Consider the following 21,800-nt stretch of genomic DNA (forward strand, 5'->3'; position numbering starts at 1 on the left):
GGTGCGGGCCTTTCTAGTGTCTTTCGGCTGTCCAAAAGCCGAAATTACTGAAGAGGCACACCTTCATTGCCAGAAGTGCGGATGCGGTTCTCCAATTCCAATCCAAGGCAGACAAAGCGGAGTAACGCGGGTTTAGCGTTGTTCCATCGCCGCATGAGTTTTCGCGTGACATCAGCACCTCCAAAGGCTGGCTTCACGGCGGATGCGTTCATGCACACTTTGTCCCTTTGAAAGCGGTGAAGACAACCGCGCGGGAGAACGACCATGGCAACGCAGCGTATTATCGACTTCCTCAACACCCGCCGTCCGGACGGTCCTTGCCTCGTCGTCGATACCGACGTCGTGCGCGACAACTATCTGAGCTTCGAGAAGGCTTTGCCCTATTCGCGCATCTTCTATGCGGTGAAGGCAAATCCTGCGCCGGAAATCCTGCGCCTGCTCGCTTCGCTCGGCTCGTGCTTCGATACCGCTTCGGTCGCCGAAATCGAAATGGCGCTGGAAGCCGGCGCGACGGCGAACCGCATTTCCTATGGCAACACCATCAAGAAGGAGCGCGATATTGCGCGCGCTTTCGAGCTGGGGATTCGCCTTTATGCGGTCGATTGCGTGGAAGAAGTGGAGAAGGTTGCGCGCGCCGCCCCCGGCAGCCGCGTGTTCTGCCGCGTGCTGACGGACGGTGAAGGCGCCGAATGGCCGCTGTCGCGCAAGTTCGGTTGCGTGCCTGCGATGGCTATCGACGTTCTGCGCCATGCAAAGTCGCTGGGTCTCGATTCCTACGGTGTGTCGTTCCACGTCGGCTCTCAGCAGACGGACCTCACCGCATGGGACCGTGCGCTCGGCGATGCGGCCAAGGTGTTCCGCACCCTTGCCGATGAAGGCATCGTGCTGCGCATGGTCAATATGGGCGGCGGTTTCCCGACCCGTTACCTCAAGGACGTACCGACCGCGCAGGCCTATGGCATGGTGATCTTCGACGCGCTCTCCAAGCATTTCGGCAACCGCATCCCGGAAACTATCATTGAGCCGGGCCGCGGCATGGTCGGCAATGCAGGCGTGATCAAGACCGAAGTGGTTCTGGTCTCGCGCAAGGCGGACAACGACAATGTGCGCTGGGTCTATCTCGACATCGGCAAGTTCGGCGGTCTCGCCGAAACCATGGACGAGGCGATCCGCTACCAGATCGTGACCCCGCATGACGGCAGCGAAACCGAACCATGCGTGCTGGCCGGCCCGACCTGCGACAGTGCGGACGTTCTTTACGAAAAGACGCCGTATCCGCTGCCGGTCTCGCTGACCATCGGTGATGAAATCCTCATCGAAGGCACGGGCGCATACACCACCACCTACTCGGCGGTGGCGTTCAACGGCTTCGAACCGCTCCGATCCTACGTCATCTGATCTTTGAGGCCGGGATATGATCCCGGAAAGCGCGAACGCTTTCCGACCTCGATCATACCTTTGAAAGTCTGAAAGATCCTCTCAATCCGCCCGGTGCTGCAAGGCGTCGGGCGGGGTGTGCTGCTGCCGCTTTGCGGGGATAGATGTGATGAACGCAACTCTTGAAATTCAGGAAAACACCGTAACCCTCGTTGCCCCGGCTTTTTCGATCGCGGGCGAGGCGCTGGAGCATGTGCTGGCGCGCGAAGCCTTGCTGGACCGCGCGATGGGTGAAGGCCGCCGCCGCAAGTCATCGGAAAAACTGCGTCGTGGTCGCCTGCCCGCAGAGGGGCTGGCCTTTGCCGCACTTGGCGAAGACAGAGCGCTCGCAGGCACCGTGCGGCTGTGGGATGTCCATGCCGGGCTCGACGCCTTCGGTTTTCCCGTGTCCGCCTTGCTGCTCGGTCCGCTGGCCGTCGAACCTTCCGCCGCCGGTTGCGGCATCGGTTCGGCCTTGATGCGTCATGCCATCGACGAGGCCATGCGCCTTGGCCATGGCGCGATCCTGCTCGTCGGCGATCCGGAATATTACGGGCGCTTCGGCTTTACCGCTGAAAAGACCGGCGAGCTTGCCATGCCAGGCCCATATGAAAAGCGCCGTTTTCTGGCGCTCGAATTGAAGCCGGGCCATCTGGACGGCGCACATGGTGTCTTGCGCGCCAGCGGGCGCAAGGTGCCTCGCGCCGAGGTGCTTGCACGCCGGTCGGCATGAGTTGATCGATAAGATTATACTTCAAATGGAAGAGATTAGCGCATTTCCACCAAAAGTGTGAAACGTCTACGGGGGGAAATCAGTTCACTGGACTGATTTCCTATCCCGCTTCGATGCGTTGGATAATGCGATAAAACAAATAGTTAGAGCGGTTCCGGCGTTCCTGTTGGAACAGGAACCGCTTAGAGGCGCAGCAGCCGTCCGAAATTGCGGACGGCTGTGATCGCAAGCCCTGCGAGGAAGCCGGCAATCAGCCCGGCGATGACGATCAGCTTGCGCGATGTGCTGGCCGGATCGAGCGGCGGGCGGGCTTCCGACAACACCCTGACATTGGCGGTATTCAGCCCTTCCTGTTCGTTCGTCTCGCGCGAGCGCAGGAGGAAGGCTTCGTAGACGGAGCGGCGCGCGGTCGCCTCGCGCTCAAGCTCGCGCAATTTCACCAGATCGCCGCTATTGTTTGCCTGCTGTGACTTGAGCTGCGCCAGACGCGTGGTCAGGTCTTTTTCCTGCTGCACGGACCGCGAGACCTCGACTTGCAGCGAGGAGCGGATGCGCCGCAATTCAGCGTCGATGTCGCTCAGCACCGTGCCCGCCTGCGACTGTGCCTGAATGAGCGCCGGGTGACGGGGGCCAAGCTGGGTGGATAAGCCGCTTGCCGTCTGGCGCGCCTGCGCATATTGCGCCCGCAGAGCCGTCAGCGTGTTGGATCGCAAATCCTCCGGCAAAGTCCCGGTCACCACACTGTCGGAAGTGGCGTTGCTCAGTACCTGTACACGGGCCTGAAGCCGCATGGTTTCGGCGCGCTGGTTGGTCAGTTGATCGTTGAGCCGCGTCAGGTCGTTATCGCTGATCAGCTTGCCATCCACATTGACGAGATCGTGCGATGCGCGGAAATCAGCCGCTGCGCGCTCCGCCTGTTCGACATTGGCGCGCATGTCTGCAAGCCGGTTCGACAGTTCGTCCGAAGTGCGCCGTGCGGCATCGGATTGCAGCGATGCAAGCTCGCTCTGGAAAACGGTGCTGATGGTGTTCGCAAGCGAGGCCGATTTCTGCGGATCGCGGGTTTTCACCGAGATCGAATAGATGAAGGTCTTGGCGTCGCGCCCGATGGCGATACTCTTGTGCAGGTTATAGAGAACGCGGGTTTGCAGCGTCTGGCTGTCGCTCGCCTTTTGGGGGGACAAGATATCCTTGATCTGCGCAAACAGTCCGGCAATGCCGGTCGGAACCAGCGTGCCGTTGAATTCGGGGTCTTTTGTCAGGTCCGTCCTGTCGATCACTTTCAGCAGAACACTGCTGGAATCGATGATGCGGGCCTGGCTTTCGGCGACGGCAAGCGATGCGTCGGTCGGGAGTTGCCCCGGGGTCAGTTCGTCTCCAACCGTCTTGATGTTGCGCGGATCGACCAGAATATCGGTCGAAGCGACGTACATCTGCGGCAGCGACAATGCATAGAGCGCGGCGACCACACCGCCCAATATCGTGCTGACCAGCAGGAGCCTGCGCGATCCCCGCACTACATCGATGGCGATGCGCGGATCGATCAGCGGTTTCCATTCGGCATCCGGTGCCGGGCGGTCGGCAACAGGATGCTCGCGCATGACGGGTTCGCGGGCTGGCTCCGGGGGTGGAGCGTCAGCCTCGATTGCGATTTTGCGACGTTCGCGTTCCTGAATCTTGCGCTCCAGTTCCGCTTCGATGAGCGCCACGCGTTTTTGCAACTCGGCCACGTCCGCATCGTCCAGTTCTTCCTCGATAACGGGTTCTGGCGTTTCTTGCGCATCATGGTCGTGTTCATGAAAGAACGCAGCGCGTTCATCCGATGTGGCGGGTGGTGTCCATGGCGGCGCGGCTTCGCTATCACGTGGAGCAGGCGGGCGACCGGTGGGGCGATCCGTCGGGCGCACGTCGGAAAATGCGAGAAGAGGTTTCTCAACTCCCGCCTTTCTGCGCCCCTCATGATCGCTCATTGTCGAATTCGTCCGCATCTGTAGCCGCTGCGGCCGTTTCAGGTGCCCGCTGCCGCCATGAAATCCATTAAACAGGGCTTGCACATGCCAAACCGGAATCCGCTCGCCCCAAACCTGATGGCCGAATGTAATTTTTTATAGAAAACAAAAAGTTAAAATAATGTCGGCCTGAACCGCGAAATGCTCGGCCCTCTTATTTTAGCTTTTGCTTGTCTGCTCTTTGAGCTTGCAAAGAAGAGTTTAAGTCTTTTTAGCTAAATCTCTTTATCTCGTCCCGCTCCAATGGGTCGAACGCACCACGAGACCACGATGGATGAGGCTCCCTGTTGATAGCGAAAGCGCTGCGGAAACTGTCAGGCAATAATGCCGGAATAGTGCGCGATTACCTGTCCCTGTTTTCCGGCTCCGCTGGCAGGCTGGTGGTTTCACTCGTCTATTTCATCGCGCTTGCAAACACGCTGCCCACGGGCGATTTCGGGATATTCGCCACTGCATCGGGCACGGGCGTGGTGCTGTCGCGCATCGTTTCCCTCGGGTTCAGTTCGCCGCTTTACCGCATATCGACAGTAAAGCCGCGCCTGCTCGGCATCTATACGGCGGGTTTTCTCGTCGCCATTCTGGTGTCGCTGCCGCTGTTCGCGCTGGCGTCCTGGCTGGTTTACTTCGTCTTTTTCAGCCGCGATATTTCCTTCCTGCCCTTTGCCGTTGTGGTGTTTGCCGAGGCCCTGTTCTGGCGGTCGACGGAAATCGTCATCATCGTCAATAACGGCCTGCGCCGCTTCGGCATATCGGCGGGACTGGTGATTTTCGGCACGGCCACGCGAGCCGTCGCAGCCCTACTGTTCATGTGGCTGGCAAGCGCCCACGATATTGCGCATTGGGCATGGTGGTATGCGGCTGCAAACGGGGTCGCGCTGCTTGCCGCGCTGCGATTTTACCCGTCGATCCGGCTTCGCTTCAGACCGTCGCTTTATATGCGGCGGCTTTCCGATGCGATTGCCGTGATGGGCGCCGAACTGCTGTTCTATATCCAGGCCGAGCTGGACAAGCTTCTCGTGCTGACTGTCGGCGGGCCTGCGACGGCGGGGCTTTACGCGATCATCATGCGCCTTGTGGACCTTACTGCCCTGCCGGTTCGCTCCTTCAACATGATGCTGGTGCAAAAGCTCATGCGCGCGCCGGACATGCTGTCTTCTTTGCGCATCCGCGCCGGACTGGAGCTTGCGGTCTTCTCCGTCTCGGTGGCAGGTCTCGGCGCGATGGTCGTGTTCCTGCAAATCTTCCCGAACGCACTCGGTTCAAGCGTTGCGCCCATCGTCGGCCTGTTGCCGCTGGTGCTGCTCGTACCCGGTTTCCGCAACCTGATCGAATACCAGACCGAAATTCTGTATGCGCGCGGTCAGTCCGGTCTCAGGACCTTGAGCATGGTGCTGATGACTGCGGCCAAGGCATTCTTCGTCTGGCTGTTGCTGGTGAACTATGCCGACAGTCACGACTGGATTCTGGGACTCAATATCGTGTTTGGCGGCCTCTATCTGCTGTCGCTGGTTTTCACCTATTCCAGCATTCGTTTGCCAGCTAAACGAATTTAAGGTTCAGGCTCCGATAATGCGCCGGATATCGTCGACCGAAAGGCCGAGAAAGGATTGCATGCCGATAGCGACCTGATGGGGTTCCATTTCGGCGATGAAGGTGCGGAATTCCTCTTCGCTCGGTGGCGGGGCGAACCATTGCATCCGGCAGAGATCATGCGTGTCGCTGAAATGGCCCGAGCCTTGCAGCACGTCATCGACATAGCGGCCATAGATGAAGCATTCGGAAAAGCGTCTTATATTGCCAAGGGCCGCCACCCAATGCTGTCCGGTATGAGCTTCGATCCGCTCGCACATCGAAATCACGCTGTCGCGCCGCCATGAAACAAGCTGGCCGATATAGTCGTTAAGCCCGCTTTTGCCGTTTTCGATGCCGAGCAGTTTCGCTGCATTGGCCGCCCAGACCGGATGCTCCGGCCATTCGGGATTGGCGAGCGCATTGGGGCGGACGAAAAGCCGAAGCTGTTCACCATGCCAGAGTGTGCCGCAATCGAAGGGGCGCAGAAAGGCCGTGTCGGAATCCGTGTAGAGAAAACCGTCTTCCTCCACGGCAGCGGCAAGCGCGATCCGGCGCAACTGCTGCACATGCCAGCCACGCAGCGGCTTGGTCCGGAGCGAAAGCCAGACCCGTCTGCGCCAAAGATAGGTCGGATCCCAGAAGGCGTGCAGCCAGGAGGGGAGAAGATCGCGCTCATCGATGATGACCCGGTGCGCGCTTTCGAGCTTGCGAAACAGGGCAACATCCTTGCTGTCTACGAGGATGTAGTGCTTCGTGAAACCGCTGACATATTTGTCCACGGTTTCGCAAAGCAGCTTGCAGCGCTCGAAATCCTGATCCCAGCTGGCCGTGACGATTGCGGTTCTCACCGGGGTTCTCCCTTCATCCAGCCTTTGGCGACGCGCCACAGAAATACGGGATTGCCGATGAGATAGCGTTTCGCGAGCCTTCGCGGTTCCTGCAACAGCCGGTGCGCCCATTCCATCTGGATCTTGCGCATCCAGTGCGGCGCGCGCTGCACGCGGCCTGTATGCAGGTCGAACAGCGCGCCGACCGCGCTCGCTATCGTGCAGTGCTCCGCGGTGATATGCTTGTCGATGAAGAGTTCCTGGCGCGGGACGCCCATCGCGACGAGCAATAGGTCGGCGTGGAATTCCTTCAATTGCGCCAGAATGCCGTCGAGATCGGCGGGCTTGAAGAAGCCGTCGGAAATGACGCGATATTCATGGCGGGGTATCTGCTGCCTGAAAAGCTGTGCGGCGTCGGCAGCGACGCCCGGACCGCCGCCGAGAAGTGCAACCTTCAGCGGGCGTTTCATATGCTGCAAGAGCCCCGGAATGAAGTCCGTTCCGTTGAGATTGGCAGGGAATTTGCTGCCATAGGCAACCTTGCTGGCAATATCGACACCCACCCCGTCGGGCAGGATCAGGAAATCCTGCAACGCAGCGCGATAATCCGGGGTTTCATCCGCAATGTTGGAATTGTTGGCGTTGAGCCAGCCTTGCTTCATGAACCGGCCCTCATTGATACGGTTCTCGAAGAAGGCGAAGGCGCCGTCCCAATCAAAACAGGCGACCTTCACGCCAAGGATGTTCCGGTAGGTTACATTTTCGGTATGCATCATGCCTAGTCCGTCATTCTATTTTCGCTGCGAAGTGCTTGCAGACCGCGGGCAACCGCACGGTCCATGCCTTCGATTTGTGACCGGGTGAAGGCCTTGCCGTCCAGTCTCTGGCTGTCCCCCGATCTTGCCTTCCCGATCCGCTCGATGATTGCCGCCGCGAAGGCTCGCGGGTCATCGGCAATGGTGCAATTGGCCGGGATATTGTCGATACCGCGCACGGAATGCGTCGTGGCGACGCTTGGCATGCCCAGCTCGAATGTTTCAATGGTTTTCAGCTGCACCCCGGTTCCCGCCCGGCTGATGAGCGGAACAACCGCCCCGCTTTCCACGAATTCCGTCGCATCCGGCACCTTGCCGACGAAGTTGACGCCAGACCAGGCAGAGACGAGATCAGCGGGCGTGTTGCCTGCAATCGTGATGGAAATATCGCCGGGGAGATGCGGCTTTACCTCGCGCAGGAACCATTCCAGCCCGATGCGGTTCGGGTGCCATGTCCATGTGCCGATGAGGGCAAGGTCGTACCTTGCCGGGCGTGGCTGAGCCGCCTGCATTCCGCCCGGCGTGACGAGCGGCATCGTCGCAAACCGGTCGGGAGCAAGTCCGAGCGCCGGGCCGTCATCTTCGGCAAAGGTGAAGACGAAACGCGCCGTTCCGCTGAGGCGGCTTTCCAGCCCTTTGAGAATGCGCGCCTCGCGGGCGAACAGGAATTTCTGAATGAAGCTTCGGGCGTCGGCGGCGTTTTCCTCCGCCGAGCGATATTCCACATTATGCGCCACGAAGAGCGACGGCTTGTCCTTGAAAATATCTTCAAACGCGCCGGGCAGGGTCACCCCGTTCAGCACATAGGCATCGAAAGGGCCGATCCGTCCGATGGCCTCGCGCAGTTTCTGCGCTGGAATCACCCGCAACTTCGCCGAGGAGACAGTCAGGCCGGTCAGGAAGGATTTCACCACCCAGCCGATCTTGCGCCTGATGCCAGCGCCTTCGGTTCGCACTTCCACCTCGCCCAGCACGACCGTAACCGCAGCATCGGCTTTCACGCCCGGCCATGTGAAACCAAGCACGGTCACCTTTGCACCCGAACGCCGCAGGCCATCGACCACAGCCGAATTCGCCACTTCATAACCGGTAGTCGGGATTCCATGCGGAACAATCGATGTTACGAAAACAAGGTGAGGGGACGGCAAGTCAGCTCCTGCATATTACGGATCAGCGTTCTCTATGATAGTTTCAGGCTGTGCTTACAACCACGCGGTGAACTTTTCTTTAATTGTTTTTGAATAGGCCCGGTGAAAACATGGGTCGTTAAATATTGGGTGGCGTAATGTCTGTATTACCGGATCATATACAAGTAATTGCTAAAACACCTAAACTTCGTTTCGATGAAGTAGAGGTGGTGGTGACCTTGCCGACATTTCGCCGTCCGGAGCATGTCATCCGCACGCTGGATACGCTCAATGCCCAAGTCACCAGCCGCCGCTTCGCGGTCGTGGTGATCGAAAACGAGGCGGAGGACCGGGAAGGCGCCAAGGTTGCGGCACCACAGTTCGAGGCCGGAAAATATAACGGCATGCTGATCGTGGAATCCCATCGCGGCAACTGCAATGCCTATAATGCAGGCTGGCTGACGGCGACGACCTATTTCCCGAATTTCAAATATGTCATCGTCATCGATGATGACGAACTCGCCGATCCGGCCTGGATCGAAAACATGGTGGCAACCGCCGAGCGCTATAATGCCAGCCTCGTCGGCGGTCCCCAATATCCGATTTTTGAGAAGCCGGGTTCGGAAAAATGGGCAAGGCATCCGGTTTTCCTGCCGCATTACAGCAAGACCGGGCCGGTTCCAATCATCTATTCATCCGGCAACCTGTTGATCGCCCGCCCGGTTCTGGAAGCCATCGGCTATCCGTTCATGGACCTGAAGTTCAATTTCACCGGCGGCGGCGATTCCGATTTCATCAACCGCTCCCGCGCCAAAGGCTTCACGATTGCCTGGTGCAACGAAGGCATCGTGCGGGAGACTATTCCGGCACGGCGGCTGGAGAGCGACTGGATCACGGCGCGGGGCCTGCGCAACGGCGTCCTGTCAACGCTGATCGAGCAACGCCAGCGCAAGGACGAGCCTTTGGGTCAGGTGCGTGTTTTTTTGAAAAGTCTCGCTCTTTTGGCTTATTCTCCGATCAAGGCCCTGCGGCGCGGCATCGCGGCGCGCTTCGTGCCGGTCGGGACTTACTTCATCCATATCGGGCTGGGCCGCGTCATGGCCCATTTTGGATATCTGAATGAGCAATATCGCAACCCGGACAAGAACTGACGCGCGTTCCGATGTTGCGGCGCAAGCCAACGTGCGGGCGACAGTCCGCACGATTGCGCTCGTTATCGCCACGATAACATTCTGCATTCTGCTGATTTCCTTCCGTCCCTTCAATCCGCTCAGCGCCGCGGCGAGCGGGGATGCGTCGGGCGGCGGCGATGCCATCAACCAGCTCGGTTTCGGCTGTCTCGGAGCCGTATCCCTGCTGTCGCTTGCCATGTTCGCCGATCCGAAGAAGGTGGCCAAAATCGTCAGCCCCGGCTGGCTGCTGATGTTTGCCTTCCTGTTGGCGTCGGTTTTCGCAAGCCCCGATCCGGCAACCGCGATACGCGGCGTATTGTTGACGATGATCGGCATTCTGACGGTCATTGCCGTCCTCAGCCTGCCGCAGGATGGCGACGCCTATTCGGCCATGCTGGTCACTGTGGCTTCGATCGTCATCGTCGTTTCCTATGCGGGCGTCGTGCTTCTGCCAAATCTCGGCACCCACGGCGCCGACGCGCTGGAACCGCAGAACGCCTATCTCTGGCGCGGTGTCTTCACGCACAAGAACATTGCCGGTCCGGTCATGGCCGCCTTTTCCTTCGCCGGTGTCTATCTGTGGCGGCGCGGCTGGCGGGTGAGCGGTTTCCTGATTGCCGTCTCCGCATTGGTCTTCGTTTCGCAGACCGGATCGAAGACGACGGCGGCGCTGGTGCCGCTGGCCATGCTGCTCGTGATCACCCCCGGTCTTTTCGGCCTCCGTTTCCTCGCGCCGGTGGCAGTCTTCACGATCCAGTTTCTGCTTGCGCTGTTTACCTTCGGCACGGTCCTGTTCGAGCCGATGCATCAGCTCGTTCTGCAACTCGACGTCGATCCCACCTTTACCGGGCGCACCTCCATCTGGGCCTTTGCGGTGGAAGCGCTGTCCCAGCGCCCGTGGACCGGCTTCGGCTATGAAAGCTTCTGGGGCACACCGATCGCGAAGCAAGCCGCCAATCCGTATTATCTCGACTGGGATGTGCGCGGCATCGTGCATGGGCACAATGGTTATCTCGATATCGCGCTGTCGATGGGGGTTCCGGCGCTCATCTGTGCTATTTTCGTCATCATCGTCATGCCGCTGGTCAATTACGCGCGCTGCCGCCCGGTGCGGGAAAACCTGCTGCTGGCCGATTTCTTCCTGATGGTCGTGTTCTTCGGAACGTTGAACGCCATGCTGGAAAGCTTCTTCTTCCGCCGCATGGACCCGGTCTGGCTCACGCTCGTCTTTGCGATCTTCGGCCTCAGGCTGACCGCGAAAATCATCATCCCGAAACGATAGAGCGGTTCCAGTGAAAACAGAATCGTGGAACCGCTCTATCTCTTTGTTTACACGCATTATCCAACGCAGGACCGTTTCGCACTTTTGCTGGAAATGCTTTTAGCCGGAGCCACTTCATGAATATCGCAATTGTCGGGACCGGATTTGTTGCCGACTACTACATGACCACGCTGCGCAATTATCCCGAACTGACGCTGCGCGGCGCCTATGACCGCTCTCCCGAGCGGCTGAAGGCGTTCTGCGCGCATTACTCGGTCAGTGCTTATGAGAGTTTCGAGGCAGTCCTCGCCGATCCGGACGTAGAGATCGTCGTCAACCTGACCACGCCTGAAAGTCATTTTGAAATCTCCCATGCAGCGCTTTCGGCGGGAAAGCACGTCTATTCCGAAAAGCCGCTGGCGATGAATTATGACGATGCGGAAGCGCTGGTCGCTTTTGCGCGGAAGGCAGGGCTCACGCTCGCGGCAGCTCCGGCCAATGGCCTCAGCGATGCCTATCGTCTGGTAGCAAGCGTAATGAATGGCATCGGCGTGCCGCGTCTTGTCTATGCGGAAATGGAAGACGGGCCGGTATTTCGTGACAAATGGTCAAGCTGGCGTTCGCAGTCGGGAGCGCCGTGGCCCGGCCTGCACGAATTTGAGATCGGCTGCACGCTGGAACATGCGGGCTATGCGCTGTCATGGCTGGTGTCGCTGTTCGGTCCGGTCGAAAGTGTCTCGGCATTTTCCGCGATAACCTTTCCGGACAAGGGGCCGGGAACCGAGCATCTGCATATGGCGCCTGATTTTTCGGTCGGCTGTCTCGTTTTCAAGTCGGGGCTGGTGGCGCGTCTCACATCGGGGCTTGCCATGCCGAAGGATCGCAGCCTGACAATCGTTGCCGACAAGGGCTCGATAGTGGTGGATGATCTCTGGGATAATCGTTCGGTCGTCCGTCTTGAACGCACGGAGGAAAAGCGCCGTTTTCTCGCGCGCCTGTTCGGCATCATCGAAATGCGCGTCGGCAAGTTTCTGTCCTGGAAACCGACCGTCGGCACAAAGCTGTCCTATCCGAAGGCCGACAAGCGGTCGCTGCCCATGTATCCCTCACAGATCGATTTCGTGCGGGGCATCGCCGATCAGGCCCGCGCAATCCAGACGGGCGACAAGGCGTTCTTCTCTGGCGATGTGGCGCTGCATATCACCGAAATCGCGCTTGCCCTGAACAATGCCGGTGAAAATGCGCAGCCTTACAGGATGAGAAGCAGTTTCTAGAGAGCCGATCTCAGCTCGTCTTTCTGAAAATTTGTCCTGGCGCGCATCTTATCCGAGAACCGTTTCACACTTTTCGGGATACGCTTTTCAACCCTTCGACAGCACCTTGCGGATGATGTCGGCAACGGCTGCACTATGGTCGAGCGGCATGATCGCATCGGATATCCGGCCGCTTCGCACCGCATCGCGGACCGCTTCGGCCTGAAACTGCAATCCGTTGCCGGAAAAAGCATAGGTTTCGATGGTGCGGCCCGGCAGGGGCAGGCGGTTCATGACCTTGCCTACAAACCCCTTGCCGCCATTCGGGCCGAGCGATGACCGCGCGGCAAAGGCAGAAAACAGCGTCAGCCTCTGGGCTTTCAGAAATGGCGAATGGATCAGGATCGTGCCTTTGGTCCCCTCGATCAGCATGCTGTTCTCGCCGTCGCGGTCGAAGCCGCAGGAAAGGCTGGCTGTAGCGCCCCGCCAGCCGAGCTGGAAATCGGTACGCATGTCGACGCCGCTTCTGGCGCGCTGCCAGCGGCCGTCCGCATGATCCGGCAAGCCAAGGAAATACAGTGCCAGCGAAACCGGATAAACACCGAGATCGAATGCAGCGCCGCCGCCAAGTTCCGGACTGAAGAAGCGGCTTTGCGGGTCATAGGCGCGGATATAGGACAGATCGGCTTCAATGCGCGTCACCGCGCCGATGCGACCGCTGTCGATATGCTTCCTGGCGGCGCGGATCGCTGGCAGAAAGCGGCTCCACATCGCCTCCATGGCGAAGACGTTTTTTGCTTTCGCAGCGGCTTCGATCTGCCGTGCGCCCGCCGCATCCAGCGACAGCGGCTTTTCGATCAGGCATGGCTTGCCGGCCGCGATTGACTGCATGGCCTGCAGCACATGCATCGCGCTCGGAGTGGCGATATAGATGGCATCGATATCCGGATGGGCGAGAAACGCGCCTGAATCGCTGAATGCCTTGTCAGCGCCGATCCGCCGGCGGAAAGCTTCGGCGGTCTCCGCCGCGCGCGAGCAAACAGCGGTGACACGCATCCCCGTGCTTGCCTGAATATCGTCCGCAAAGGCGTTGGCTATCGTGCCCGTGCCCCATATGCCCCAGCGAAAGTCTGTCTTTGCCTGCCTGTCCTGATTCACGTGCTTGCCCCGCAACTTCATACAGGTGCTATATAGCTCATGTAATGCGGCTAACGAAGTTTCTTTGTCCTGTCAGGATGTCTTTCACAAGGTGGGTTTGATGAGCGGATTTGTCGTGGCTGTAGCGCGGGATGGTGAGCATCGTTTTTCCAAACAGGTCGTGCCGGAAATCCGCATCATCACGGGGCATGGCGTCGAAGGCGATGCGCATCAGGGCGTGACGGTAAAGCACCGTTCCCGCGTGCGGGCCGACCCGACACAACCCAATCTGCGGCAGGTGCATCTCATCCATGCCGAGCTTTTCGACGAGCTGGCCGAAAAGGGGTTCGATGTTGCGCCCGCCGACCTTGGCGAGAACATCACCACGCGCGGTGTCGATCTGCTGGGTCTGCCCCAGGGCGCGCTGATCAGGATCGGCGATGAAGTCGTTCTGGAAGCGACCGGCCTGCGCAACCCCTGCGCCCAGATAGAGAATTTCCAGGCCGGGCTTCTGAATGCTGTGCTGGACCGCACCCCCGATGGCGAACTGGTCCGCAAGTCGGGCATCATGACCATCGTTCTTGCAGGTGGCATGGTAAAGGCGGACGACGCGATCACTATCGAATTGCCGCCGCTGCCGCATCACAAGCTGGAACGGGTGTGAAAATCGCGAAACACGGGTTTTCAGGCCAGCTAACCGATTTAACAAGGCGGTTATGCGGGCAAAACCGGTGATTTTCGTGACGGGAGGTCTATCAACTTTGCGTCATATGCCCTAGATCATCCCACAATAGGATACAGATTGACATGCGCTGCTGCCGAAATCCGGCGGCGGCCTATTCTTATCGGTTCGGCTTGTCGGCGTTCGATGTTCTGCATGTGTCTAGACGACGGCCGGTCGGTTGCATTTGCGAAGGGCACAAAATGGAAAAAGCAGATATCGGAATGGTCGGCCTTGGCGTCATGGGCTCCAACCTGGCGCTGAACATAGCCGAGAAGGGCTATACGGTAGCCGTCTATGACCGTGATGAGCCTGTGCTGAAAGCCTTCCTCGAAAAGGCTGGCCCGCTGCGCGACAAGATCATTGCTTGCCCTACTTTCGAGGACCTCGCGGCGAATATCCGCAAGCCGCGCCCGATCATCTTCCTCATCAAGGCAGGCGCTCCCGTCGATGCTGAGACCACCCGCCTCAAGGCCTATCTTGAGAAGGGCGACATCATGATCGACGCTGGCAATTCCGATTATCGCGACACGGTGCGCCGTCTGAAGGCGCTCGGCCCCAATGATCCGACCTTTGTCGGCATGGGCGTTTCCGGCGGTGCGGAAGGTGCGCGCCACGGTCCGTCGATGATGGTCGGCGGCACCGAGGAAGCCTATGAGCGCATCGCGCCGATCCTGCTTGCCGCTGCCGCCAAATACAAGGACGAACCTTGCTGTGCGCTGGTGGGCCCCGATGGCGCCGGTCATTTCGTCAAGACGATCCATAACGGCATCGAATATGCCGACATGCAGATGATTGCCGAAATCTACGGCATCCTGCGTGACGGTCTCGGGCTTTCCGCCCCTGCCATCGGCGATGTGTTCGAGAAGTGGAACCAGGGTCCGCTCAACTCCTATCTGATCGAGATCACCGCCAAGGTGCTGAAGGCGACCGATCCGGAAACCGGCAAGGCGATGGTCGACATGATCCTCGATGAAGCCGGCCAGAAGGGCACGGGCCGCTGGGCGGCCATCGAGGCGCAGATGCTGGGTGTTCCGGCAACCGCGATTGAAGCTGCGGTCGCTGCCCGCTCCCTGTCCTCGCTGAAGGCGGCGCGCGCGCTTGCCGCAAAGGCCTATAATCCCGGCCAGCGCAGCCTCGAGATTTCCGATCAGGCAAAATTCCTCGCCGATCTGGAGCAGGGTCTGCTGGCGGGCAAGATCGCCGCTTACGCTCAAGGGTTCGCGGTGATGGAAGCCGCATCGCAGGAGCACGGCTGGAACATCCCGCTTGCAGAAACCGCCCGCATCTGGCGCGCGGGCTGCATCATTCGTTCGCAGCTGCTGGACGATATCGCCCACGCCTTCGAGGACAGCGAAAGCCGCAACCTGCTGCTGGCGCCCGCCTTTGTCGAACGCATGAGCAAGGCTTCCAACGGCCTTCGCCAGATCGTCGCCAAGGCGGCGCTCGCTGGCCTGCCTTTGCCTGCACTGGGCTCGGCGCTCAGCTATTTCGACAGTTTTACGCAGGCGCTTGGCACCGCCAATCTCCTCCAGGGCCAGCGCGATTTCTTCGGTTCGCACGGCTTCAAGCGGATCGACAAGGACGGGGATTTCCACGGTCCCTGGGGCGAATAAAATTCGCTGTAATTGAAAAAGCCGCCCACTGGGCGGCTTTTTTGTTTTAATCTGCCAGCACGAGCAGATCGCGTGAGGCGAAATGCACGGTCACCTTGTCGCCGCGCTGCGGCGGCGGATGAGTCGGATCGTTGAACGTGTCGAACGAAAGGCGGTTCTTGCCGAGCGTCACACGCGTGCGAATGACGGAACCGAGGAAATGAACATCGTCGATCGTTGCTTCCAGCGCTGTATCGTGGCTCTTGCGCGCTTCGAGGCTGACAGCTTCCGGGCGCAAGGCCAGCGTCAGCGGCTTGCCCTTCGGATGATGGTCGAGCGTTTCCTGCACCGTGATGGTGCGGCCGTCGAGCTCGATGCTGTTCCGGCCGGGTTCGCTGACCGAGGCTTCCAGCATGTTGAGCGTGCCGACGAACGACGCCACGAAGCGCGAGGCAGGGCGGTTATAGATGTCGAAAGGCGATCCGATCTGGTCGGCGCGGCCTTCATGCATGACCACGATGCGGTCGGAGATCGACAGCGCTTCCTCCTGATCGTGGGTGACGAAGACGGTCGTAATGCCGAGCTTCTGCTGGATGGCGCGGATTTCTTCGCGCAAGGATATGCGGATTTTGGCATCGAGTGCCGATAGCGGCTCGTCGAGCAGAAGAACCTGCGGCTTGGTGGCAAGCGCGCGCGCCAGCGCGACGCGCTGCTGCTGGCCGCCGGACATCTGGTAGGGATAGCGATCCGCCAGATGGTCGAGGCGGATGAGGCCCAGCATTTCCTTCACCGTGGCGTCGATTTCTGCCTTCGACTTTCCGGCAACGCGCAGGCCGAACGAAACATTCTGCGCCACCGTCATATTAGGGAAAAGCGCATAGGCCTGAAACACCATGCCGATATTGCGCTGGTTGGGCTTGAGGTCCACCACATCCTTGCCGTTGATTTCGATGGCGCCGCTGTCGGGCATCTCGAAACCGGCGATCATGCGCAGAACGGTCGTCTTGCCGCAGCCTGACGGGCCGAGGAAGGAGACGAATTCGCCCTTTTCCACGGCAAGGTTGAAATCGTGGACGACGGTATTGGCGCCGAAGCTCTTTTTCAGGTTTTTGATATTCAGAAAAGCCATGAATCTTACCCGGCGGTTGTCTTGAATTTATTGAGGCGCGAGACGAGCTGCAGCATGATGATGCTGAGCCACGTTATGCCAAACGAAATGATCGCCAGCGCTGACGGTTCGTAGGCGCGGTTTGCGCCGACCAGCTGCAGATAGGGACCGAAGGCAGGGCGGTTCAAAAGCGAGGCCAGCGTGAACTCGCCAATGACGATGGCGAATGTGATGAAGGCACCGCTCATCACGCCGGAAATCACATTCGGAAAAATCACCTTGAACATGATGCGGCCCCAGCCAGCGCCGAGGCTTTGCGCGGCTTCGGTTAGCGTATTGACGTCGATAGTGCGCATTGCCGTATCGACGGCACGATACATATAGGGCAGCGAAAGCGTCATATAGCCGAACATCAACAGGAGGTCGGTCGCTCGTGTCGATGCGGTGAACGGCAGCCAGGATGACGAGTTGTAGATGCGCAGATATCCGAACACGATGACGATGGCCGGAATGACCAGCGGCAACAGCGTGATGAATTCCATCACCGGGCGCAATTGCGGCAGGCGCAGGCGCACCCAGTAGGCGGTCGGCACGACCAGAAGCACGCCGAAGATGATGGTCAACAGGCCAAGCAGGATGGAATAGCCGAAGGTCGCCTGGAAATTCGGGTCGGAGAACACGACGCGATAGGCATCGAAGGAATATTCGCCGCGCCGCATGCGCAGCGAGAATTCGAACGTGCCGATGAGCGGCACGAGGAAATAGATCGCGCCAATCAGGAAGGCGATCCAGGCACCGATTTTCTGGGCATTTATGCCTTTCTTTTTCATCGCTGCCACCTCTCGGCGCGAATGCGCAGCCAGATATAGATGAGGTTGGAGATACCTGTGATGACGATCATGCCAAGGGCCAACGCATAGCCGAGGTTCTGGTTATGCAGAACGTCGCCACGGATCTGGGCAAAGAGCAGGATCGGCACGATGTTGAGCGAGGAACCCGTCAAGGCGTAGGCGGTGGCGATGGCGCCGAAGGCGTTGGCGAACAGGAGAAGCGTCGTGCCGAGCAGGCTCGGCCACAGGATCGGAAAGGCCACCATGCGCCAATATTGCGCGGTGGTCGCACCCAGAATGGAAGATGCCTCGCGCCACTCTTTTTTCAGTCCGTCGAGGGCGGGCGTCAGGATCAGCACCATCAGCGGTATCTGGAAGAACAGATAGGTCAGCGTCAGGCCGAAGAAGGAGAGCAGGTTGAAACCTGTCGCATAGAGGTTGAAGCCGAACCATTCCTTGAGAAGGATCGTCACGAAGCCGGTTCGCCCCAGCGTCGCAAGAAAGGCGAAGGCAAGCGGCACGCCTGCGAAGTTCGAGGCAACGCCCGAAAAGGTCAGCACCGTCGGCCGCAGCCAGGAGGGCAGGTTGCCGAGGACAACCGCCCAGGCCAGAAAGAAGCCGATGATCGCGCCGCCGATGGCCGAGGCCAGACTGACCTTGATGGAAATCCAGTAGGCGCTCATGATCTGCGGCTGAAAGAGATCATGGATGTTCTGGAGCGTGAAGTTTCCAGCCGGGTCCTGAAAGGCGCCGATGATGAGGTACATCGTCGGCCAGATCAGAAACAGGATGGCGAAGATGAAAAACGGCGTCACGCCAAGCCAGGACAACGGAAGCCGGCGCTTGCGCACTCCGCTGGGGGCTGATGTTTCGGCAATTGAACTCATAGGTTCTTTCTTTGGACCGGTTCCCGGCAGAACGGAAACTGACAGAACCGTTCCGACTTCTTGTTTATATCTTGCGATCGGCAGGGCGGTCATTCGCCCCTGGGGCAATTACATTGCATCTTTGCAGTCTGCCCATCCTGTTTGCCAAAGAGCGCGGCGCTGTTTGGAAAAGAGGACGGGAGGGCAAATGAAACCAGTTTGATGTCGCGCCGACCGTTTGGGGCCGACGCGACATGTGTTCGATGCGACAGAAGCGCTTACTGGACGTTTGCGCCCACGACGCTGTCCCATTCCTTGGTGATCGTGGCCTGTGCTGCCTCGATCTGTTCCAGGGTCGGGAAGATAGCCTTTTCATAGGCTGCTGCTGGCGGCAGCTTGTCGAGCAGTTCCTGCGGGATCTTGCCAGCCTTCGCCATCGCGTTGAAGCGGATCGGATGACAGTAGCCCTTCAGGTAGCCGAGCTGGCCTTCATCCGAATAGATGTGCTCCATCCACAGCTTCGCAGCGTTCGGATGCGGAGCGTAGGCGCTGATCGCCTGCACGTAGACACCGGCGATGACACCCGTCTTCGGGATGACGGTTTCGATTTCCGGATTGCCCTTGAGCGTGTCGCGGTCGGCGAGCGCGTTATAGTCCCAGCGGATGACGATAGGGGTCGAGCCCTGCGCCAGCGAAGCGGCCTTGCCGATGACCGGAACGAAATTGCCGTTGGCGTTCAGTTCCTTGTAGAACTCGAGGCCCTTCTTGCCTGCGGCTTCGCCCGGCTCGCCGCCACGGGCGATGCCGGCGGCATGAACGCCGAGAATGGCCTGTGCGGAAACGCGCGGATCGCCTGCAAGCGCAACGGAATTTGCGTAGTCGCTCTTGAGCAGGTCTTCCCAATCCTGCGGGATGTCCTTGACGATGTCCTTGTTCACTTCGAAGGCGAGCACGCCGTAATAGTCGCCATACCAGTGGCCTTCAGGGTCCTTGGCGCTGTCTGGTATTTCGTCCCAGGTCGCGACCTTGTAAGGCTGGATCAGGCCGTCCTTCTTGGCCGAAGCGCCGAAGGCGAAGCCGACGTCGATGACGTCAGGAGCCTGTGGGCCCTTGTTGTCCTTGTTGGCCTTGATGGCTTCGATTTCATCGCCCGAACCGGCGTCCGGGTTCAGTTCGTTGACCTTGAGGCCGTACTTGTCCTTGAAGCTCTTGATGATTTCGCCATAGCCGCACCAGTCATGCGGGAGTGCGATGGTGGTCAGTTCGCCTTCCGCCTTGGCAGCGGCGATCAGTTCGGCTGACGGTTCGGCAGCGGCGATGGAAACCCCGGCAACGGCGATTGCCGTCGAAAGCGACAGCAGACGCGCTGTGTAAGCAAGCATTGTTTGACTCCCCTGTTTAAGGTCCGGCGAACGCCCCCGGTCGATTCCGGTGCTCGCGCATTCCCGATACCCGCCCTATATGACGGTTGGATGACAGTTTGTGGCTTGTCACAAACTGCCAGCGGTGGAAAGTGAAACACGTTTTCAGAGACTTAGCAATTCATCCGTTTGCGGGAGCAGCATTTTTATGACAGGAAATGTGACAGTAAATTCGTCGTTGTCATAATTCTGCAAGAGGCTTTTCCCTGCGCGACAGGGGTTTGTCTCCGCGCGGCATCACGGTCGAATTTCTGCGATAAACGAAAATTTCTGAAAGATGATCGAACCCTAATAGGTTTCGTATGAAATTGGGAGGCGGAGAGCTAATGCCCTCCACCGCCACCGCCGACCTGCTTGGGTTTGCGCAGCATGATGGCGCAGACGGCAAGCGAGCAGAACATCATCGTGAGGATGAAAAACACGTCGATGAAGGACAGAAGAGTGGCCTGCTGGCGCACCATGCCGGAAAGCTTGGCGATGGCAATCGTCGCGCCGTCCATGCCTGCCGCATTATATTTGGCGGTCAGGTTGGCGATCATCCTTTCCGCTTCGGCATTGCCCCAGCGAACATGTTCGGCCAGCCGCTCATAATGCATGTCGCCGCGCCGGGTGAGGATCGTATTGATGACGGCAAGGCCGACGGCGCCGCCCAGGTTGCGCGTCAGGTTGAAGAGGCCCGATGCGTTTTTCAGCAGGGAAGGCGGAAGCGTGCCGAGCGCCAGATTGTTGATCGGCACCATGCACAGCATCAGCGAGCAGCCACGCAGAATCTGCGGCAACAGCAATTCGTGGAAATCCCAGTCGGCCGTCAGACCCGTCACCATCCATGTGCCTGCCGCAAAGCCGAGGAAGCCGATCATCATCATCAGGCGCGGGTCCATCCTGTTGGAAAGGAAACCCGCCACCGGCGCGGTGAAGAACATGGCGAGACCGCTGACGAACAGCGCTTCGCCGATCATCAGGGCATCATAGCCGCGAACAGTGCTCAGATAGAGCGGATATAGATATGTGAGGCCATAAAGACCGACGCCCATCACGAAGGAGAACACCGAGCCGAATGCGAAATTGACATTCCTGAAGGCTCGCAAGTCCACGATAGGCTCTTCTGCGGTAAAGGCCCTGAAGAAGAAGAGAATGCCGCCGACGATCATAACGCCGGTCAGGACGAAGATGGCTTCATCCTGAAGCCAGTCATTGCGCGGGCCTTCTTCCAGAACATATTCCATCGAGCCGAGGAATGCGGCCATGCCGAGAAGGCCCCACCAGTCGAACTTGCTCAGAAGGGAGCTGTCGCCTTCGTCGAAGTCGATGAGGTTCCATGCGGCGATGGTAACGAGGATGCCGGGGCCGACATTGACCAGAAACAGCCAGTGCCATGAGAAGGCGTGGCTCAGATAGCCGCCGATCGTCGGGCCGATGGTTGGCGCAAGCGTTGCGACCAGACCGATCATCGGCGAAACGATGGAACGCTTGGAAGGCGGGAAGATGGTGAAGGCGGCTGCGAACACGCTCGGGATCATGCCGCCGCCGATGAAGCCCTGAATTGCGCGGTAGACGATCATCTGCTCGATGTTCGTCGCCGTCGCGCAAAGCATGCTGGCCAGCGTGAAGCCTGCCGCAGAAACGGTGAAGAGCACGCGCGTCGACAAAAGGCGTCCAAGGAAGCCCGACAGCGGAATCATGATGACTTCCGCAATCAGGTAGGACGTCTGGACCCAGGAGATTTCGTCGGAACTGGCGCTGAGACCCGCCTGGATTTCAGCCAGCGAAGCCGAGACGATCTGAATGTCCAGGATCGCCATGAACATGCCGAACACCATGGCCAGAAAGCCGATGGCCTTCTTGGGGTCGATGCGGTCTTCTGCCGGGGCTATCGGCCCCATTGTCGTGTCTGCGGCCATGACGGCGCACTCCGGAATGGAAGAGAAAGGCGGCGC

At 59.3% G+C, this 21,800-nt stretch carries 18 protein-coding genes; 8 read left to right on the top strand and 10 right to left on the bottom strand.

Going from position 1 to position 21,800, the window contains the following annotated elements; translation table 11 throughout:
- Positions 1 to 264 precede the first annotated feature (264 nt).
- Positions 265 to 1,398: an ornithine/lysine decarboxylase gene (gene odc2, locus ACOWVS_RS12720; protein ID WP_006469447.1), complete on the top strand. Its 1,134-nt coding sequence runs from the start codon at positions 265 to 267 to the stop codon at positions 1,396 to 1,398.
- Between the two features lie 148 nt (positions 1,399 to 1,546).
- The gene (locus ACOWVS_RS12725; RefSeq protein WP_006471417.1) at positions 1,547 to 2,149 is read left to right on the top strand and encodes a GNAT family N-acetyltransferase; all 603 of its coding nucleotides are present in this window, start codon (positions 1,547 to 1,549) and stop codon (positions 2,147 to 2,149) included.
- Positions 2,150 to 2,331: 182 nt separating this feature from the next.
- On the opposite strand, the gene ACOWVS_RS12730 is transcribed toward ACOWVS_RS12725, so the two are convergent.
- On the bottom strand, positions 2,332 to 4,119 hold the full coding sequence (locus ACOWVS_RS12730; protein WP_006471418.1) for a GumC family protein: 1,788 nt from the start codon (positions 4,117 to 4,119) through the stop codon (positions 2,332 to 2,334).
- A gap of 326 nt (positions 4,120 to 4,445) precedes the next feature.
- Here ACOWVS_RS12730 and ACOWVS_RS12735 point away from each other — a divergent pair, with 326 nt between their 5' ends.
- Complete coding sequence (locus ACOWVS_RS12735) at positions 4,446 to 5,711, top strand: lipopolysaccharide biosynthesis protein (RefSeq protein WP_006469444.1); 1,266 nt, start codon at positions 4,446 to 4,448, stop codon at positions 5,709 to 5,711.
- 3 nt (positions 5,712 to 5,714) lie between these two features.
- Here ACOWVS_RS12735 and ACOWVS_RS12740 read toward each other — a convergent pair whose 3' ends face one another.
- Genes ACOWVS_RS12740 through ACOWVS_RS12750 form a run of 3 tightly spaced genes read right to left on the bottom strand, consistent with a single transcriptional unit; the run spans position 5,715 to position 8,520 of the window.
- Positions 5,715 to 6,578, bottom strand: coding sequence for a DUF6492 family protein (locus ACOWVS_RS12740; protein ID WP_021585297.1), 864 nt, complete (start codon positions 6,576 to 6,578; stop codon positions 5,715 to 5,717).
- On the bottom strand, positions 6,575 to 7,333 hold the full coding sequence (locus tag ACOWVS_RS12745) for a WecB/TagA/CpsF family glycosyltransferase (protein ID WP_006469442.1): 759 nt from the start codon (positions 7,331 to 7,333) through the stop codon (positions 6,575 to 6,577). Before ACOWVS_RS12745 ends, ACOWVS_RS12740 begins: the two co-directional genes overlap by 4 nt.
- A gap of 2 nt (positions 7,334 to 7,335) precedes the next feature.
- Positions 7,336 to 8,520 carry a glycosyltransferase gene (locus tag ACOWVS_RS12750; protein WP_006469441.1) on the bottom strand — a complete coding sequence of 395 codons (1,185 nt, stop codon included), beginning with the start codon at positions 8,518 to 8,520 and terminating at the stop codon, positions 7,336 to 7,338.
- A gap of 137 nt (positions 8,521 to 8,657) precedes the next feature.
- Here ACOWVS_RS12750 and ACOWVS_RS12755 point away from each other — a divergent pair, with 137 nt between their 5' ends.
- The 3 genes from ACOWVS_RS12755 to ACOWVS_RS12765 all read left to right on the top strand — a co-directional run bounded on the left by ACOWVS_RS12755 (position 8,658) and on the right by ACOWVS_RS12765 (position 12,206).
- Complete coding sequence (locus tag ACOWVS_RS12755; protein ID WP_006471419.1) at positions 8,658 to 9,650, top strand: glycosyltransferase family 2 protein; 993 nt, start codon at positions 8,658 to 8,660, stop codon at positions 9,648 to 9,650.
- Positions 9,619 to 10,953, top strand: a complete 1,335-nt coding sequence (locus tag ACOWVS_RS12760; protein WP_006469439.1) for an O-antigen ligase family protein — start codon at positions 9,619 to 9,621, stop codon at positions 10,951 to 10,953. The genes ACOWVS_RS12755 and ACOWVS_RS12760 overlap by 32 nt, the downstream gene beginning before the upstream one ends.
- 116 nt (positions 10,954 to 11,069) lie before the next feature.
- Positions 11,070 to 12,206 carry a Gfo/Idh/MocA family protein gene (locus ACOWVS_RS12765; protein WP_006471420.1) on the top strand — a complete coding sequence of 379 codons (1,137 nt, stop codon included), beginning with the start codon at positions 11,070 to 11,072 and terminating at the stop codon, positions 12,204 to 12,206.
- A gap of 87 nt (positions 12,207 to 12,293) precedes the next feature.
- Here ACOWVS_RS12765 and ACOWVS_RS12770 read toward each other — a convergent pair whose 3' ends face one another.
- On the bottom strand, positions 12,294 to 13,343 hold the full coding sequence (locus tag ACOWVS_RS12770) for a Gfo/Idh/MocA family protein (protein ID WP_031346095.1): 1,050 nt from the start codon (positions 13,341 to 13,343) through the stop codon (positions 12,294 to 12,296).
- A gap of 100 nt (positions 13,344 to 13,443) precedes the next feature.
- Between ACOWVS_RS12770 and ACOWVS_RS12775 the strand changes: the two genes are divergently transcribed.
- Positions 13,444 to 13,986 (top strand): MOSC domain-containing protein, encoded by a 543-nt coding sequence (locus ACOWVS_RS12775; protein ID WP_006471422.1) that lies wholly within the window; start codon positions 13,444 to 13,446, stop codon positions 13,984 to 13,986.
- Between the two features lie 260 nt (positions 13,987 to 14,246).
- A complete protein-coding gene (gndA, locus tag ACOWVS_RS12780; protein ID WP_006471423.1) occupies positions 14,247 to 15,659 on the top strand; it encodes an NADP-dependent phosphogluconate dehydrogenase in 1,413 nt (470 codons plus the stop codon).
- Positions 15,660 to 15,705: 46 nt separating this feature from the next.
- Here the strand turns inward: gndA and ACOWVS_RS12785 are convergent, their stop codons facing one another.
- From ACOWVS_RS12785 to ACOWVS_RS12805, 5 genes are all read right to left on the bottom strand, one after another.
- A complete protein-coding gene (locus ACOWVS_RS12785; protein ID WP_006469435.1) occupies positions 15,706 to 16,767 on the bottom strand; it encodes an ABC transporter ATP-binding protein in 1,062 nt (353 codons plus the stop codon).
- Between the two features lie 5 nt (positions 16,768 to 16,772).
- Positions 16,773 to 17,576: an ABC transporter permease gene (locus tag ACOWVS_RS12790; RefSeq protein ID WP_006471424.1), complete on the bottom strand. Its 804-nt coding sequence runs from the start codon at positions 17,574 to 17,576 to the stop codon at positions 16,773 to 16,775.
- The gene (locus tag ACOWVS_RS12795; RefSeq protein WP_006471425.1) at positions 17,573 to 18,463 is read right to left on the bottom strand and encodes an ABC transporter permease; all 891 of its coding nucleotides are present in this window, start codon (positions 18,461 to 18,463) and stop codon (positions 17,573 to 17,575) included. Before ACOWVS_RS12795 ends, ACOWVS_RS12790 begins: the two co-directional genes overlap by 4 nt.
- Positions 18,464 to 18,720: 257 nt before the next feature.
- Positions 18,721 to 19,824, bottom strand: a complete 1,104-nt coding sequence (locus ACOWVS_RS12800) for an ABC transporter substrate-binding protein (RefSeq protein WP_006469432.1) — start codon at positions 19,822 to 19,824, stop codon at positions 18,721 to 18,723.
- A gap of 362 nt (positions 19,825 to 20,186) precedes the next feature.
- The gene (locus ACOWVS_RS12805; protein WP_006469431.1) at positions 20,187 to 21,764 is read right to left on the bottom strand and encodes a DHA2 family efflux MFS transporter permease subunit; all 1,578 of its coding nucleotides are present in this window, start codon (positions 21,762 to 21,764) and stop codon (positions 20,187 to 20,189) included.
- Positions 21,765 to 21,800 lie beyond the last annotated feature (36 nt).

Origin of the sequence: Brucella sp. IR068 (genome assembly GCF_049065885.1) — a bacterium.
In the GTDB taxonomy this organism is placed as follows: Bacteria; Pseudomonadota; Alphaproteobacteria; order Rhizobiales; family Rhizobiaceae; genus Brucella; species Brucella intermedia.